This is a genomic window from Microcoleus sp. F10-B2 (genome assembly GCF_036704965.1).
Taxonomy (GTDB): domain Bacteria; phylum Cyanobacteriota; class Cyanobacteriia; order Cyanobacteriales; family Microcoleaceae; genus Microcoleus.
Genome location: NZ_JAUBTB010000014.1, coordinates 46,212 through 63,645 on the forward strand (window position 1 = coordinate 46,212; position 17,434 = coordinate 63,645).

General features: G+C 45.5%; 10 protein-coding genes. 5 read left to right on the forward strand and 5 right to left on the reverse strand.

Annotation, left to right across the window (positions count from 1 at the left end):
• Positions 1 to 35: 35 nt before the first annotated feature.
• From QUA99_RS07975 to QUA99_RS07990, 4 genes are all read right to left on the reverse strand, one after another.
• Entirely contained in the window at positions 36 to 1,187 is a 1,152-nt protein-coding gene (locus tag QUA99_RS07975; RefSeq protein ID WP_333235518.1) for a glycosyltransferase family 4 protein, read from the reverse strand.
• Between the two features lie 1,557 nt (positions 1,188 to 2,744).
• Positions 2,745 to 3,581: a hypothetical protein gene (locus tag QUA99_RS07980; protein ID WP_333235517.1), complete on the reverse strand. Its 837-nt coding sequence runs from the start codon at positions 3,579 to 3,581 to the stop codon at positions 2,745 to 2,747.
• Positions 3,582 to 3,770: 189 nt separating this feature from the next.
• Entirely contained in the window at positions 3,771 to 4,772 is a 1,002-nt protein-coding gene (gene galE, locus QUA99_RS07985; RefSeq protein ID WP_333235516.1) for a UDP-glucose 4-epimerase GalE, read from the reverse strand.
• Positions 4,773 to 4,829: 57 nt separating this feature from the next.
• Complete coding sequence (locus tag QUA99_RS07990) at positions 4,830 to 5,033, reverse strand: hypothetical protein (protein WP_333235515.1); 204 nt, start codon at positions 5,031 to 5,033, stop codon at positions 4,830 to 4,832.
• A gap of 117 nt (positions 5,034 to 5,150) precedes the next feature.
• Between QUA99_RS07990 and gloB the strand changes: the two genes are divergently transcribed.
• From gloB to dnaB, 4 genes are all read left to right on the forward strand, one after another.
• Entirely contained in the window at positions 5,151 to 5,924 is a 774-nt protein-coding gene (gene gloB, locus QUA99_RS07995; protein ID WP_333235514.1) for a hydroxyacylglutathione hydrolase, read from the forward strand.
• 376 nt (positions 5,925 to 6,300) lie between these two features.
• Complete coding sequence (locus QUA99_RS08000) at positions 6,301 to 11,403, forward strand: PAS domain-containing protein (protein ID WP_333235513.1); 5,103 nt, start codon at positions 6,301 to 6,303, stop codon at positions 11,401 to 11,403.
• Between the two features lie 548 nt (positions 11,404 to 11,951).
• On the forward strand, positions 11,952 to 12,410 hold the full coding sequence (gene rplI, locus QUA99_RS08005) for a 50S ribosomal protein L9 (protein ID WP_015177225.1): 459 nt from the start codon (positions 11,952 to 11,954) through the stop codon (positions 12,408 to 12,410).
• Between the two features lie 168 nt (positions 12,411 to 12,578).
• Positions 12,579 to 15,182, forward strand: coding sequence for a replicative DNA helicase (dnaB, locus tag QUA99_RS08010; RefSeq protein ID WP_333235512.1), 2,604 nt, complete (start codon positions 12,579 to 12,581; stop codon positions 15,180 to 15,182).
• A 529-nt stretch (positions 15,183 to 15,711) separates the two neighbouring features.
• Here the strand turns inward: dnaB and QUA99_RS08015 are convergent.
• Positions 15,712 to 16,932 carry an acetate kinase gene (locus QUA99_RS08015; protein WP_333235511.1) on the reverse strand — a complete coding sequence of 407 codons (1,221 nt, stop codon included), beginning with the start codon at positions 16,930 to 16,932 and terminating at the stop codon, positions 15,712 to 15,714.
• 230 nt (positions 16,933 to 17,162) lie between these two features.
• On the opposite strand from QUA99_RS08015, the gene psaK reads away from it, so the two are divergent.
• Positions 17,163 to 17,423 (forward strand): photosystem I reaction center subunit PsaK, encoded by a 261-nt coding sequence (psaK, locus tag QUA99_RS08020; protein WP_333235510.1) that lies wholly within the window; start codon positions 17,163 to 17,165, stop codon positions 17,421 to 17,423.
• The last annotated feature ends 11 nt before the right edge of the window (positions 17,424 to 17,434 follow it).

Consider the following 17,434-nt stretch of genomic DNA (forward strand, 5'->3'; position numbering starts at 1 on the left):
GTTTCCTCCTCCATTCAGTCGTTTGAAAGTTAGCTCTATATACCTGAAATTATATCTGAAAGTATCGGTGCCATTGCTTGAATGCTATATTTTTTCACGCATCTTTCCCGAGCTTTCATTCCTTGCAAATTTGCGGCTGTCAAATTTTGAAATATCCATTGAATTTTTTGGGAAATTTGAGCCGGAGAACTCGGCTCGACTAAATAACCGGTTCCCCCTAAAATTGCTGGAATATCTCCCACTCGCGTAGACAAAACAGGCTTAGCCATTGCCATGCCATCTGTCAGCTTGAGCGGAAACTGAGCCACGGCTGTGAGAGTTTCTCGCTGAGGAACAATGACAACATGAGCCGCCGCGACGACGGACGGCATCGTCTCGACTGGAAACCTGGGCAGTCTAACAATCCAACGCCCCCATTGTTTCACAAGTTTATCATCATAATCATCATAAGGACTCCCACCGACGATCGCTAATTTTAAATCGGGCTCGTTTAACTGTTCGAGGGCCATCAAAACATCCTCAACACCTTTATGAGGTCGCGGTGCCCCGGGAAACATCAGAACCCTATACCCCGACAAGCCGTAACGCTGCCTGCTCAATTCAGGATTGTATTTAGCGGGGTCGAACATTTCAGTATCTTTGCCGTTAGGCAAATATATACCACCAAAACGCTGTTTTAAAAACTCAGTATGAACGGTGACTGCATCAGCGCGGGAAACTAAACTTTCCATCCACTTGACATATAGCGGATGATCTGGTTCTCTCAATTGACCGTTTTGTTGGAAAATATCTCGATAAAGTTGTTTGAAAGAGGGACGGTATTTCCATTCATCTCCACCGAACCAGCTAAGTTCCCAGTCATCTATATCTAAAATGACAGGGCGGCGAGTATCCAGTATTTTTAGCAGCGATAAACCAAAGCTTGTAGGTTTAGGTTTGACTGCATAAATAATATCTCCATCTATTTTTTTTAAATTTTTTTGAGCATCCATCAAAAACCCCGGATATTTTTTACCCGGTATCGCACATACCGGGATGCCTCGCGGAGGAATAGCATACAATTCCTTGCCAAACTGAAATCCGATAACTTCTACCTCGCAGTTAAGCTCTATCAGGACTTGAGCTAAGAGAAAAGCACGAATTGCACCTGCTCCTGACAAATCGCTCACCACTAATGAAACTTTCACTTGGTAATTTTTTTTTAAGTTGCTTTATTTTCTTACTTAACCGAGCTTTTGTCAAGGGTAGCAAAGCAAACAATATTTTTTTGAGGCAAACTTTCGGATCTTTTAAGGCTAAAGCATCTTTGATTTCTTGTCTAAAATTGGTTGCTCCTGATGCTGTTGGCAAATAAAGCTGCGGATGAATTAAGGAAAGCTGAAAAATGTTAGTTCGAGCGGCATCTTTTTGCAAGACTGGATTCGTTGTTAAATATGCCCCTTGACAAAAATAAGGAATGAGAATTAAATAACTTACACTCTTGAAAGTGGGGTGGGCTCTCGTAGCCCGCCCTTTTTGGACGGGCGGGACGCCCATCCCACCATCACAATTAAAATTGTAAGTTATTTAATTCGCGATCCTAAGTATATTCTGGTCGTAGTACGATTTAAGTCGATCGTTTTGCCATATCAGTCCTGAAGGCAAAAACCCGGGTTTTTCACGTAATTTGGTCGTATACGCTCAAACGCGACAAGGAGAAACCGGGTTTTTTGGGGAACCGTGCATAAGTCCTGCATATTTTATTTCTCACGCAGTCAATTGCCAGATATCCTTGCTATTGGAATAGTTTCGCTCAATAGTCGGGCAACTGTTCATTTCCGCGATTTTTTCTTCTTTGAAATTGTACTGTGGCAGAGAATAAAATAACTGCGATCTGGTTCACTAAAGACTCTACAAATATCTGGACACACTCAAAGAGCAAGTGTTTGGCAACTTCTCAGGAAGAAATTAAATCAAATTGTTTTTCATATCATGTCCGATAGAGTGACCGCGATTAAAAGGGCGGGTTTTTGAGATTGGAGATTGTTGGCAGATATTTTTCGCGAGGGGAACCCCTACCGTATTAGGGGTAATCGACCGGACATAATATCATATCGTTTCCGGCTGCACTGGTAAGCGAGGACACGGCGCCGTTCCGTGTCCCTACAATCGATCGATTGTAGGGACACGGCATTGCACTCGCGGTGTCCTCCGTTTATATCATTCCGATGAAGAGCGGAATTGATATCAATGGGCAAAGCCTGGTTTAAATCTAATGCTAAAAAGTTAACATTAGACTTATAGCCTTTTTGGGTAAACCCAATTACCATCAATTTAAAAATATCCTCAACAACTAATTATTTGAATGTTTACAGCCTAGTCCCCGTGCCACAACCAGATAAATTACTCGCTTTTGCTGCACGAATTACCAGATAATATGAATAATTTTTCTAGCTGATTATTGGGATGTTTTTTGCAAGTACAAGACTTACGCACAGACTCTATTTGTAGGTGCGGACTAACCTTGCCAGTACAGATAGTATCAAAAATGATTCCTTGCGTAAGTCCTAAAGTATTGATATAGTTCTTCCGTATAATGTTGCACAATAGCTAGAATAATTATATTTCATTTGTTGTGAATGATATTTTTTAAATCAACCGCAGAGGGCGCAGAGGCCACAGAGAGAAAGAAACAAAGAGATAGAGATGTTCAGTAATTTGCAGCGGTTGTTATAATATTGAAATCTTGAGGAGGTTACTCAAGTTTATTTTAAACGCCAGGGATTGTTAAGTTGATTTGGTAAAAATATTTTAGCCATGCGATCGACTATTCTAGTAAAGAGCGATCGCGTCACGTTCTTCGCGTACTGAGGGCGGTAAGGATAAGTGCAGTGCATTACTTTAATCGGTTTGTCGATCGCATAAACATCTTTCCACTTATCCAAGTAGTTGTAAACAGCGGACAAAGTTTTCATTTTCGGTTTGACAGATTCAACCGCAGCGGCAAAAGCACCTTGATCCTTTAATAGTAGCACATTTTGATTGGCAACTACTATCTCAAAATATTTCAAGAAATTGTGGAACAATTCGTAATTTTTACTGCTTTTCGTAAAAGCGATAAATCCGCCATTGTATTGAATGCTATTTTCGTTCAACGGCAATCCGACAGACTGCAAAGTTGACAGAATATCCTGCTTGACTCTTAATAAATTTGCAGCTTTAGCAATTGCAGGCTGCACGTCTTCTGTCACCAGTAAGTCTACTTCATCAAGAAAATCAAAAACTTCATCAATTGGCGACAGCAAACAAATATCGCAATCCATATAAATAGTCTTGTCAAACATAGATTCCCCGTACAAAGCCAGCTTAGCTTGCCGCGACGCTAAAACAGAATTTTCATTAGAGGGTGCAGGTTTCAATATGACATTTCCAAACACCTGAAGTAAGGGATATAAAATTAGAGGTACTCTATCTATTAAAATAATAATTGGTTCCCGGTGAAATTTCCTGACCGAGGCCAGAAAATGAACGCAATCTTGGAAAGAGTAAAGACCTGTTAAAATAGTAATAAATCCCTTAATTGCTAATTTATTTGAAATCATTAATTTACTTATTTATAAATTTATTGAGTTATTTGAAGAAGGGTTTAGAAATAAACATCACACGGGTAAAAAATTTTTTTTTACTTCTCTTAATAGCATCAAGTACGCTCTAATTTTGTCAGCGTACTGCCGCAAATTGGGCGTATTTTCTCAAGTTAATGGTAAGGTGCGGAAGGCGCACCCTACATACTAAGAGTTGTGGCGTTTTTGATGCCACTGCCAAGCATGGGAGATAATGTTCTTGATGTCGGGATACTCTGGAGACCAACCCAAGGTTTTGATGGCTTTCTCGCTGCTGCCAACCAAAGCAGGCGGGTCTCCCGGACGCCGATCGCACTCAACAGCCTTAATCTCTTTTCCCGTCACTTGGCGAGCCGTTTCTATCACTTCTTTCACCGAAAACCCGCCGCCGTTGCCCAAATTAAAGAAATCTGATTTGCCACCATTTAGCAAATATTCTAATCCCAAAATGTGAGCCGACGCCAAATCGTTAACGTGAATGTAATCCCGAATGCAAGTACCGTCAGGAGTATCGTAATCCGTGCCAAAAATTGCGATCGAATCTCGTTTCCCCAAAGCAGCAAACAACACCAGCGGAATCAAGTGAGTTTCGGGATTGTGATCCTCTCCTAACAACCCGTTAGGCTCAGCACCAGCCGCGTTAAAATAGCGGAAACAAACAGACTTCAAATTGTACGCAGCGTCAAAATCCGACAAAATCCGTTCTACCATTAACTTAGTAGCACCGTAGGGATTGATCGGGTTTTGCGGGTGGTCTTCTGTAAGCGGAATTTTCTGCGGTACGCCGTAAGTCGCGCAAGTAGAAGAAAACACAAATTTCTTCACCCCAGCAGCGAGCATTGCTTCCAAAAGGGTAATAGTGCCGATGACATTGTTGCGGTAATATTTAGCTGGGTCGGTAACAGATTCGCCCACGTAAGCGTATGCAGAAAAGTGCATTACCGCATCAATTTTGTGCGTAGCGAACAAGTTGTCGAGAAGAGTGCGATCGTTCGTATCGCCAACTACCAAATCCACCTGCAAAACCTGCTCTACTAGATCTCGGTGGCCGTAAACTAAATTATCCAAAATCACCACACCGTAACCCGCGTTTTTCAGTGCTAATACCGCGTGAGAGCCAATATATCCAGCTCCGCCCGTCACCAAAATAGTTGGTTTTTCTGCACTCATTTTATTAGGCCTTTTTTTTGTAACTGCAACTGTCGATTATCTGGTAAATTTACAAGTTCAATCGATAAACTTGATGCGACCAATTTGGAGATAATCAAAGATCCGATTGATTTGATGTCGCTCCTCCTCTGAAATTTTATCATCAGAGAGGATAGCCGAAGTCAAAACTAAATGTTCCCGGCGAGAGATTTTGCCAGACGCGACAATCCGATCGACCATTTGAAATATTGTTAAGTTCGATTTGTTTTGAGACGTTCGCATAAGTCATCGCGCTTTTATGTCAGAATAATCATAGCAGCTTGCAGTTCTTGACGAACTAGCTCAGTGTTTACACTCATTGATTGTAAGTAAATAATTACTGTTGAGAGGCAGTTTTCTATGCAGGTTTATCGGCTTCCCGTACTGTCCGACAACTACATTTTCTTGCTGCACGACCCCGATCGCGGCACAGCAGCCGTCATCGATCCAGCGCGATCGCAGCCAGTATTAGAGCAACTGCGATCGCTCGGAGCCGAATTAACCGCAATTTTCAACACGCACCACCACAGCGACCACATAGGCGGCAATCAGGAACTGATCGATCGTTTTCCTCAAATTAAAGTTTACGGCGGCGCCCAAGACCGAGGCAGAATCCCGGGACAACAAGTGTTTTTACAAGCGGGCGATCGAGTTTCTTTCGCCAACAGAACCGCCGAAATCTTCTTCGTACCCGGTCACACAAAAGCTCACATCGCCTACTATTTCCCCCCCAGCAACCCAGGCGAAACCGGCGAATTGTTCTGCGGCGACACCTTATTTGCAGGAGGCTGCGGCAGGCTGAAAGAAGGCACTCCCGCCCAAATGTTAGCCTCTCTGGGGCAACTGCGAAACTTGCCAGACAATACCAGAGTTTGGTGCGCCCACGAATACACGCTGAACAACCTGCAATTTGCCTTGAGTGTGGATGGCGACAATCCCGATTTACAGCACCGCTTCGCCGAAGTCAAGGAAGCCCGCAGCCGATCGCAACCTACAATACCATCATCGATCGGCCTGGAAAAAAGCACAAACCCATTTTTGCGCTGGGATTTTCCCAACCTCCAATCAGCAGCCAACACCCGCGATCCAGTGCAAACCTTCGCTCGATTGCGCGGCATGAAAGACCGATTTTGAGCATTACCAACAATAAAGATCGCTAGATCGAGCCATAATTGATTGGGGCGGAGCTTTCGCAGGGTTTCGGTATTGATAGAAAGCGCATCACTTGAGTTGAACTATCTTCAGTATGGTAGTTTTTCCCTACTCGATCGCATTTGCAACAGCCAGAAAATTGCCCGCAGCCTGTGCTGAATCTCGCAACTTGTTAAGAGGTGGGATTCTCATATAAAATAAATAGTCTAGAGCTTGATACTCCAGCAGGACGATCGACATCCCTCTGAGGTTTGAATTGTCACCCGGATTAAATCAAAAGTTCCTTTGAATTATTTCTCTATTCATTGACGATCGCGATTGGCTTGACCAAAAGTAAAACGAGCCTTGTTAGAAATTGATGAAAAACCTAGGCAATACTGAACCCCAACCGAAAATTGACCCCTCTGTTTCAACCGATTCTCACAAAGCGCTCTATCCGGGCGCGGCTTTGCCAATAACAGATGTAGGAATGGTTCTGCAATTGGCAGATGGTAGGATTCAGGGGTGCAATTTTCACGCCGAGGATCTGTTGGGGATGACAGCAGAACAGATGCACGGCTGCACTTCAATCAACAGTCGGTGGCATACTGTGCGTGAAGATGGCTCGGATTTTCCCGGCGAGACACATCCGGCGATGGTGGCGCTGCAAACGGGCCAACCATGTTTAAATGTCATCATGGGCTTCGATCGGCCACAGGGAGAAGTGATTTGGTTGACGCTCAATTCTCAACCTTTATTTCAGGCAGATCGATCGACTCCCTATGCGGTAGTAACAACCTTCACTCCTATCGCTCAACAAAAGCCCGAACCAGTTTGTAACGCGCCCGCGCCACAACTCTCAGACACCCTCGAAAGTATTTCGGACGGGTTTTTTGCTTTGGATCGAGACTGGCGATTTACCTACCTCAATTCGCAAGCGGCGCGGTGGCTGAATCGATCCTCAAAAGATTTGATCGGCCGCAGGATTTGGGAAGAGTTTCCCGAATCAGTGGGCAGTTTGTTTGAACAGGAATATCGCCACGCCGCCACCTTCCAAGTTACAGTTAGTTTTGAATCTTTTTATCCGCCGCTCAATGCTTGGTATGCGGTACGAGCCTATCCGATCGCATCGGGACTTGCCGTTTATTTTCAAGATGTGACCGAGGAGAAAGCGGCTCGGGCTGCTTTTATTAAACAAGCGCAAACTGTGCAGCAACAACTCGCAGAAATCGAGGCGATTTATGCTAGCGCGCCAATCGGACTTTGCTTTATCGATACCGAGTTGCGGTTTGTCCGCATCAACGATTGCCTAGCAGAAATTAACGGAGTTCCAGCCGCCGCCCATATCGGCAAAACATGGCGCGAAATCTTGCCAGAAATGGCAGATGATTTAGAGCCGCTTTACCGACAAGTTATTGAAACTAAAGTTCCACTCCAACAGCTTGAAGTTCGCAGGACGAACTCAGCACAGCCAGAACAAGAACAGGATTGGCTGTTGAGTCTCTATCCGCTCAGGGCCCAGGACGATCGCGTCCTGGGCGTGAATGTGACGGTGCATGAAATTACCGAACGGAAAGCTACCAAAAAAGAAATTCAACGGCTCAACCAAGAACTAGAGCGACGAGTTAATGAACTGCAATCGATACTTGATGCTGTACCTGTGGGTATTACGATCGCCGACGACCCACAATGTCAAGTAATTCGCGCTAATCGGTTTGCCCAATCAATGTTGAAAGTGCTGCCCGATACCAATGTTTCTGGAACCGGAGAGCAAGCCGCAGCCCTGCCGTTTAGACGACTCCGCAACGGACAGCAAATTCCGGGAGAACAACTCCCCATGCAACTAGCCGTGGCTTCCGGCGTCGCAGTGCGAGATGTCGAAATTCAAATGGTGCGATCGGACGGGGCCCTGTTTGATTGGTTGGTGAATGCGGTGCCGTTATTTGACGAACAAGGCGCAGTTCGCGGCTGTGTGGCGGCGTTTATGGATATTAGCGAGCGCAAACAAGCTCTTGCTGCTTTGCGCCGTTCCGAGGAACGCTACCGCACTTTGTTTGAGTCGCTAGACGAAGGTTTTTGCGTCATCGAAATGCTGTTTGACGCCAACGAAAAGCCGATCGATTACCGCTTTTTGGAAGTCAATCCGGCCTTTGTCAAACAAAGCGGACTCGAACAAGCTGTGGGTAAAACGGCGCGACAACTGCTTCCGGATATCGAAGATTATTGGTTTGAGATTTACGGGAAAGTCGTGCTGACAGGGGAACCCGTGCGCTTCGAGCAGGGTTCGGAAGTTATGAACCGCTGGTTTGAGGTTTCGGCGTTCCGCACTCCTGAGCCGCACAGCCGAAAAGTCGCCATACTTTTCAAAGAAATCAGCGATCGCAAACAGTCGGAAAATCTTTTGCGGCAACAGGAAGAGCAACTGCGGCTGTTCGTAAAACATTCGCCTGCAGGGGTGGCGATGTTTGACCGCCAGATGCGGTATATGCTGGTGAGCGACCGCTGGCTGGCAAGTTACGGACTCGGCACTCAAAACATTGTAGGCCGATCGCACTACGACATCTTTCCCAATTTGCCCGATCGCTTGAAACAAATCCACCAGCGCTGTCTGGCGGGAGAAGTCGAAATCTGCCAAGAAGATCGGTTTCCCCGCCCTGATGGCTTAATCGACTGGGTGCGCTGGGAAATTCACCCTTGGCGAACCAACACCAATGAGATTGGCGGCATCATGATGTTTTGCGAAATCATCACCGAGCGCAAAAACGCTCAACTCGCGCTGCAAGCGGCCAACCAACAAGTCAGCAATATTATAGAAAGTATTACCGATGCCTTTATGGCGCTCGATTCACAATGGCGCTATACCTACGTTAATGCCACAGCAGAAAAACTGCTTTCTCGATCGAGAAACGACTTGTTAGGTCGATCGATCTGGGAGCTATTCCCCGCCGAGGGAGAATCGAATTCGAGGGTATATCAAGAATTTCATCGAGTCGTTAACGAGCAAGTTTCTGTCAAATTTGAAGAGTTTTCCCCCTCGCTCCAGATATATATAGAAGTGAGCGCCTATCCTGCAGCCGAAGGACTTACGGCTTATTGGAGCGATATTAGCGATCGCAAACGCACTGAAGAAGAACTGCGGCAAAAGAATGCGATTTTGAATCTGATTAACGAGTCAGCGCCCACGCCAATTTTTGTCAAAGATCGAGAAGGACGGATTATTTATGCAAATCCAGCCACGCTGGACGTACTGGGCAAACCTGCTGCTGAAGTAATTGGCCGGCGCGATCGCGATTTATACCCAATAGCAGAACTTGGAGCCACAGTCACCGAAAACGATCGGCGCATTATGGAATCCGGACAAACAGAAGTCGTCGAAGAATCTCCCGATGGCATTCGGACATTTGTGGCAATGAAAGCTCCCTACCGCAATCAGGCGGGAGAAGTCATCGGTCTGATTGGCATCTCCAGCGACATCACAAATCGCAAACGAGCAGAAGTCGCGCGGGAAGAACAAACTAAGTTACTGCAAGTAATTATTGACAGCATTGGTGACGGTTTGATTTTGGCCAACCAACAAGGGGAGTTTGTGCTGTTTAACAGAGCCGCCGTGCGGATATTCGGTCAGCTATCGAATCAAAAATCTTGTGAGGAATGGTCGATCGCTTACGGGCTATTTTTGGCAGACAAAAACACTCTCTTCCCCGACGCTGAACTACCTCTAGCCAGAGCAATCAAAGGTGAATATGTCAATGATGTAGAGGTATTTGTCCGCCGCGAAGATTCCGCAGAACGCTGGATCAGTATCAGCGGTTATCCAGTAGTTGATGCTAGCAGCCAAATCAAAGGCGGAGTGATTGTCTGTCGGGATATCACAGAACGCAAACAAGCAGAAGCAGCGTTGCAAGAAAGCGAAGAACGATTCCGCAATATGGCTAACAACACTCCTTTTATGGTATGGGTAACAAACTCCACAGGCTACTGTAGTTTCCTGAGCCAAACCTGGTATGACTTCACAGGTCAAACTGAGGAAATAGGTTTGGGATTGGGTTGGGTAAACGCGCTGCATCCAGAAGACCGAGAATACGCCAAGAACGCATTTTTGACCGCCAACGAACGCCAGGAACCTTTCCGCGTAGAATATCGCATCAGGCGTAAGGATGGCGGATATTCTTGGGCGATCGATGCGGCTGCTCCCAGATTTTCCAAAAGCGGACAATTTGAGGGTTATATCGGTTCTGTTATCGACATTACAGAGCGCAAACAAGTGGAAACCGAGCGCGATCTGGTTCTGCAATTAGAACAAACTGCCCGCGCAGAAGCCGAGCGAGCTAACCGCATTAAAGACGAATTTCTGGCGGTGCTTTCTCACGAGTTGCGATCGCCCCTGAATCCGATTTTAGGCTGGTCGCAACTGCTCGTCGGCGGCAAGCTGAACGCGAATCAAAGTGCCAAGGCTTTTGAGACGATCGAGCGCAACGCGAGACTGCAATCTCAATTAATCGAAGACTTGCTTGACGTGTCTCGGATTCTGCAAGGAAAACTCAGATTGAATGTTGCTCCGGTGAATCTGGCAAACATTATTCCATCTGCGGTGGAAACGGTGCAATTAGCAGCCGAAGCTAAAAAAATTCAAATCCAAACAGTCTTAAATCCCGATGTGGGGAAAGTTGTAGGCGATACAAGTCGCTTGCAGCAAATTGTGTGGAATTTGTTATCAAACGCGGTAAAATTCACTCCCGAAGGCGGTCGAATTGAAGTTAGATTAGCGCAAATCAAACACCAAGCTCAAATTCAAGTCATAGACACTGGTAAAGGTATTATTCCCGATTTCTTGCCTTATGTTTTCGACCATTTCCGGCAAGAAGATGGCGCTACAACTCGCAAATTTGGCGGCTTGGGATTGGGATTGGCGATCGTCCGCCAACTGATCGAACTTCACGGCGGAACGGTGTTGGCAGAAAGCGCAGGAGTTGGTCGAGGAGCGACGTTTACGGTGAGATTACCGCTATTAAATGATGATTCTAGAAGGCAGGAGGAGGAAGCTGTCAATGGGGCTGCTAGTCCCGCTCTCTCATCCTTGCCGCTAGCTGGATTGAGGATTTTGGTGGTAGATGATGAACTCGACTCGCGAGATTTTGTCGCTTTCGTGCTTGAGGAAGCGGGTGCAGAGGTGATTTCCCTGTCATCTGGTGCTGAGGCACTACAGTCGATCGAACAAACTGCACCGGATTTGCTCGTCAGCGATATCGGAATGCCCCAGATGGACGGGTATATGTTGATAAATCGCATCCGCACTCAGCTTGCGCCTGAGTATCGGCAGTTGTTGGCGATCGCCTTAACGGCCTATGCTGGAGAAGCAAACGAGCGCCAAGTTTTGCAAGCAGGATTTGACAAACACTTAGCCAAGCCGATCGATCCGACCCAGTTAGTTGCTACTGTAGCGCGATCGCTCGTCGCCCAGCGCCTGAAAAATAAAGCCTGAGTTCTCGGTAAGACATTGTACTGTAGTTGATTTGGCTCATTACAGCACCCCCGTTTGGCGTAATTTCAAACTGAATTTGCCTATTAAACGGAACTTACCCCGCACATAAGATTCATTTCTTCTGAAACCATTACAGGGCAAGACTTTCCTGGAGCGGGAAAATCAAGTACATGACTACAACTTTTTACAACCCTTATGTGGAGCGGGTTTGAGTTAATTTTATGATACAGCAATACTTTGGTTATAAATATTAAGAAAATCTTAAATACATGGCTACAAAATTGGAACTGCCAAATGGCTAAAACGAATACAGCTCAAAGAATACAGCCACCGAAACTACCCCCAGCAGGGGTAAGTTCCGATTAAAAATATTATCCCTGTTTCTTCCGTCGAACCTCGAATCTCGAACCTCTAATCTCAACATCCATCCGTTAAATCCGTTACATCCGTTACATCCGCTACAAAATCCGTTGCCGAACTTCCTTGCGATCGCCCCTCAAACTTAGCTATTATAAAAAGTTGCAGTTAAAACCCCACAACCAACGATCATGGCCAAGCGCGTCCAATTAGTTTTAAATAAAGATGTCAGCAAACTCGGCAAGGCTGGCGACGTAGTAGAAGTAGCCCCAGGCTACGCCCGCAACTACCTAGTACCCCAAGGAATGGGATTTAGAGCCACTCCGGGCATTCTCAAGCAAGCAGAGCGCCGCCGTGAAGAAGAAAGACTGCGCCAGCTAGAGCTCAAGCAGCAAGCTGAAGTCCGCAAAACCGCCCTGGAATCAGCCGGGCCTTTCATCATCTCCAAGCAAGTTGGCGAAGGAGACGCGATTTTTGGTACTGTCACCAACCAAGAAGTAGCAGAACTGATTTTCAACTCTACCAGTCAAGAAGTTGATCGGCGCGGCATCACCCTACCCGAAATTCGCCAAACTGGTACATACAAAGCTGAAATCAAACTTCACGCCGAAGTTACCGCCGAAGTTGATATTCAAGTTGTTCCAATGTAATTAACAGTCATCAGTCATCAGTCATTAGTTGTGCGGACTAATAACTAATAGACATCTCCAGAAAAGCAAGTTTTGAACAGGCAAGATGCCTGTTCCACAATAATTATTGGAGATGTCTAATGACTAACGACTAATAACTAATGACTATTGAGTGAGGACTATTGACAAATGAGCGATTTGATGCCGACAAATATAGAGGCAGAAGAAGCAATTTTGGGCGGGATTTTAATTGACCCCGAAGCTATTTCCCGAATTGCCGAACTGCTGCGACCGGAGTTTTTTGCCATCACCGCTCATCAAGTCATTTATCGATCGGCATTAGCGCTATTTTTACAGGGTCAACCTACCGATTTAATGACGGTAACAACTGCGCTAACTGACCGCAACCAGTTAGAGCAAGTAGGAGGACTAACTAAATTAGCACAATTAGTCGATCGCACAGTTTCCGCAGTCAACATCGACCAATATGCAGTTTTAGTTGAAGACAAATATCAGCGCCGCAAATTAATCGAAGCTGGCAACAACATAGTACAATTAGGTTACGAGACAGCAGTACCGCTAGAAACAGTCTTAGACCGCGCCGAACAAGAAATTTTTAGCATCACTCAAGAACGCCCGCAACAGGATTTAGTGTCGATCGGCGAAACATTAAACCAAACATTTCAAGACTTAGAAAATCGCAATGAAGGGCTCACACTTCCCGGTATTCCCTGCGGTTTTTACGACTTAGATGCTATGACAGGAGGCTTTCAGCGATCGGATTTAATCATCGTTGCAGCTAGGCCGGCGATGGGAAAGTGCCAAGCAGCCTCTACCTTAATAGTACAAAGTGATGGAACTGTTTCTAGTATAGAACAAATCTATCAAAAACGTCAAGCTGAATTACTAACATTAGGAGAAGATTGGCAATTTCACCTAACTAGACCATCAGCTTTTATAGATGATGGAATTAAGCCGGTATTTCGGGTAACAACCAGACTGGGACGCTTTATAGAAACTACAATTACGCATCCCTTTTTAACAATTAAGGGCTGGCGGCAGTTGAGGGAAATACAAGTAGGCGATAAAATTGCTGTTCCCCGCAGGATGAATCTTTTTGGTAAAGAAACCATCCGAGACTGTGAAGTTAAATTATTGGCTTATCTAATTGGCGATGGGTGTTTGACACGCAGCGCGCCGAAGTTCACAAATGGAAATACTGCTATACTACAAGATTTTGCTGAAGCTGCTACTAGCTTCGGAGGTCTTAAGCTGCGATTCAGCGAGCAAGGGAAGCGCACACCAGAATATTATGTCATGGGCGATCGAGAAGGTTACATAGATGCTATTAATACAAAGCATAAAAACCCGCTGAGACTCTGGTTAGAAGAATTAGGTCTGATGGGAAAAAATGCTCACAAGAAAACTGTACCAGAAATAGTTTTTAAATTGCAGCGATCGCAAGTTGCCCTTTTTCTCAACCGCCTCTTTTCAACAGACGGCTGGGCAACCCTACTTACCAGCGGTCAATCTCAACTAGGCTACTGTTCTGTCAGCGAAGGACTAGCCAGACAAGTACAGCATCTACTGCTGAGATTTGGCATCATTGCCGCCCTCAAAAAGCGTTCTGTCAAATACAAAAATACTCGCAGACCAGCTTGGCAAATCGATATTACTGACGCAAAATCAATCAAAACATTCATATCAGAAATTGGCATTTTTGGCAAAGAGGTAGCATTATTCAAAGTAAAAGAAGCGTTAGAAAATAAAGAATACCAAACCAGCCGCGATTTAATTCCTGTCGAGGCGTGGGAATACCTAGCCTTAGCAAAAGGCAACGAATCTTGGGCATCCTTAGCAAAACGCGCAGGCATCAAAGGTCATTCAAATATCCACGTTGGTAAACGTGCGCTGTCCAGAGAAAGATTTTTAGTTTTAGCAACGGCTTTAGATAATTTATGGCTGAAACAACTGGCAGATAGCGAGGTTTACTGGGATGAAATAGTTTCTATCGAACCGATGGGAAACAAGCAAGTTTACGACTTAACTATCCCGGAGACACACAATTTTGTGGCTAACGATATCTGCGTTCACAATACAGCTTTCTGTACGAACATCGCCCACCACATCGCCGCCGGACAGCAGAAATTGCCGGTTGCCGTTTTCAGCTTAGAAATGTCGAAAGAACAGCTAGTGCAGCGCATCCTGTCCAGCGAAGCCAAAATAGAAAGTAACCGATTGCGATCGGGTAGAATCAGTCAAAACGAATGGGAACCAATCAGTACAGCCATTGGCAATTTATCAGAACTGCCGCTGTTTATTGACGATACTCCCAATATTACCGTCACAGAAATACGATCGAAAGTCCGCCGCCTCCAAGCAGAACAAGGCGGAACCCTAGGATTAGTCTTGCTAGATTACCTGCAATTAATGGAAGGTACCAGCGACAACCGCGTGCAAGAACTATCTCGAATTACCAGAAGTCTTAAAGGTTTAGCCCGCGAACTCAACGTGCCGATTATTGCCTTATCTCAGTTGAGTCGGGGTGTGGAAGCGAGGACTAACAAGCGGCCGATGATGTCTGATTTACGTGAAAGCGGATCGATCGAGCAGGACGCGGATTTAGTAATTATGCTCTACCGCGATGAATATTACAACCCTGATTCGCCAGATCGCGGAATTGCAGAAGTAATTATTACCAAACACAGAAACGGCCCCACAGGAATCATCAAACTATTATTTGACGCCCAATTTACCTGCTTCCGCAATCTAGCATCTCCGAAGCGATCGTAAATCAACTCTGGTGGGGGTAACAACCGGCCCCAAACCCAGATGGAGTAAAGATTTAGACCACTTATGCTAAAAAAAGATAGGCAGCCAATTGTTACACGCTTGTCTATCCAAAAACATAATGTTACCAAAATTCTATTAGACCCACTTACAAAAACAACTGATGCACACTAAGTTTGTTCTGCGAACAATCTTACTGAATCTGCTATATTCCGAGAAACGGGTGAGGGGAGGATAACTGTATTCATCGCGGTGGCAAAGCACCAGCTTGCTTGGGCAATGGTCAGACAATTTTTAGTATTTTTGGTTCGGATGAGTGGTATGAATACTCTTCCACAAGCTTTAAGATTGATGCTTAACCAACTTGAAAATATCGGTGAGTTGCTTTTCGGTTGTTCTAACCGAGACAAACCAGTTAAATTCTTCACGTAGCATCAACAAATAGCCCAATCAGCTTAGTTGATTGTTTCTACAATTAATCCAGCCTGCTTATTCAGGGGGGCTAGGAGAACTCGAATTAGGAGAACTCGAATTAGGGTAAATGCGAGTAAATTTTCCAGCATTCTCGCGCAATTTCCCAGTCTTCCTGCGTGTGAATTACCAAAACTCTCGCCGCTGAATCGACGGCCGCAATATCTTCATCAACTGGCGAGTGTTGATTCTTTTCCCCATCCAATTTCAAATCCATAAATCCAAAAGCTTCGCAAGCAGCCGCCCGCACAACAGCCGAATTTTCCCCCACTCCCGCCGTAAAAATCAAAGCATCCAATCCTCCCAAACTCGCCAGCATCGCCCCAATTCCGGCGCGCAAACGGTGGATGTAAATATCTAATGCAAGTTGAGCTCTCTGATTACTTTGTGCGATCGCCTCTCCAATCTGCCGCATATCGCTAGATACCCCAGAAATCCCTTTTAAACCAGAATTCCGATTGAGAATATTATCTAATTTTTCCGAAGTTAAATCCCCTCGCCTTAACAAATGAATTATAATCCCCGGATCGATCGCACCCGATCGACTTCCCATCATCAAACCATCCAAAGGAGTAAAACCCATCGTCGTGTCAACACTCCAGCCCCCGCGAATCGCCGCCAGAGAACACCCGTTGCCCAAATGACAGCTAATCAGCCGCAAATCTGCCAAATCACGGTTCAGAATTTGAGCCGCCCTGCAAGCACAATATTGATGGCTAATGCCGTGAAAACCGTAGCGGCGAATCCCATTTTCCAGCCATTCGTAGGGGCCGGGATAAACAAACGCAGCGGGCGGCAATTGCGCGTGAAAAGCTGTATCAAATACTGCTACTTGCGGCACATTTGGGAGGTTTTTTTCAAGGGCTTCGATGCCTTCGAGGTTGACGGGATTGTGGACGGGAGCAAACACAGATAAACGGGCGATCGCCTCTTTGACATCCGGTGAAATCAACGTACTTTGCTGATAGTCTTGTCCGCCATGTACGACGCGGTGGCCGACAATATCAATCTCCTTTAAACTATTAATAATTTGACTTTTACCCTGCCACAGAGTCTCCAGCATTCGAGAAATAGCGGCTTCCCGAGAGTCTGAGGTGAATTCTTCCTCAAGTTCAGTTCCCGAGGCAGTTTCGACATTCAACTCTGCCACACCTTCGCGGTGATTCCACTCAATTTGCGCTGACCACAGGGGTTGCGGCGGACGATCGGGCAAGACATCCTTTAACTCGTAAAGACAGCTCTTTTGACTGCTAGAACCCGCATTTAACACCAGTATTTTCATGCTTTATTATGTCCGGTTGATTCGTTCTTTCGATCGCTAGGCGATTGAAATCGCGTCTGGTCAAACTTTCCTCCCAGCAGAGGGGGACTAAGAAATCTTAAGATCCTGGGAAAAATATTAAGAAAAATGTCGAAAAATTAACTGTTAATGCAAAGTGTAGCTAACAGTTGCATTTTTTTGATATATCTTCTGTGCAGATTTTCATTTACTAAAGTTTAAGGAGCAGATCGATGTTTACACCAATTTTACTTGCCTCTGTAGCCAGAACCGTAGAGTGGAGCCCCTCGATCGGTTTGATTATGATTCTTTGCAATATTTTAGCTATTGCGATCGGCAAATCAACCATCCAAAATCCTCACACAGGCCCAGCCGCGCCCTCATCGAATTTGTTCGGCGGCTTGAGTTTGGGTGCACTTGTGGGAAGTCTCTGCTTCGGTCATCTTTTGGGAACGGGTACGATTTTAGGATTGTCTTACCTCGGTGCGATTTAGTTTCACACTGT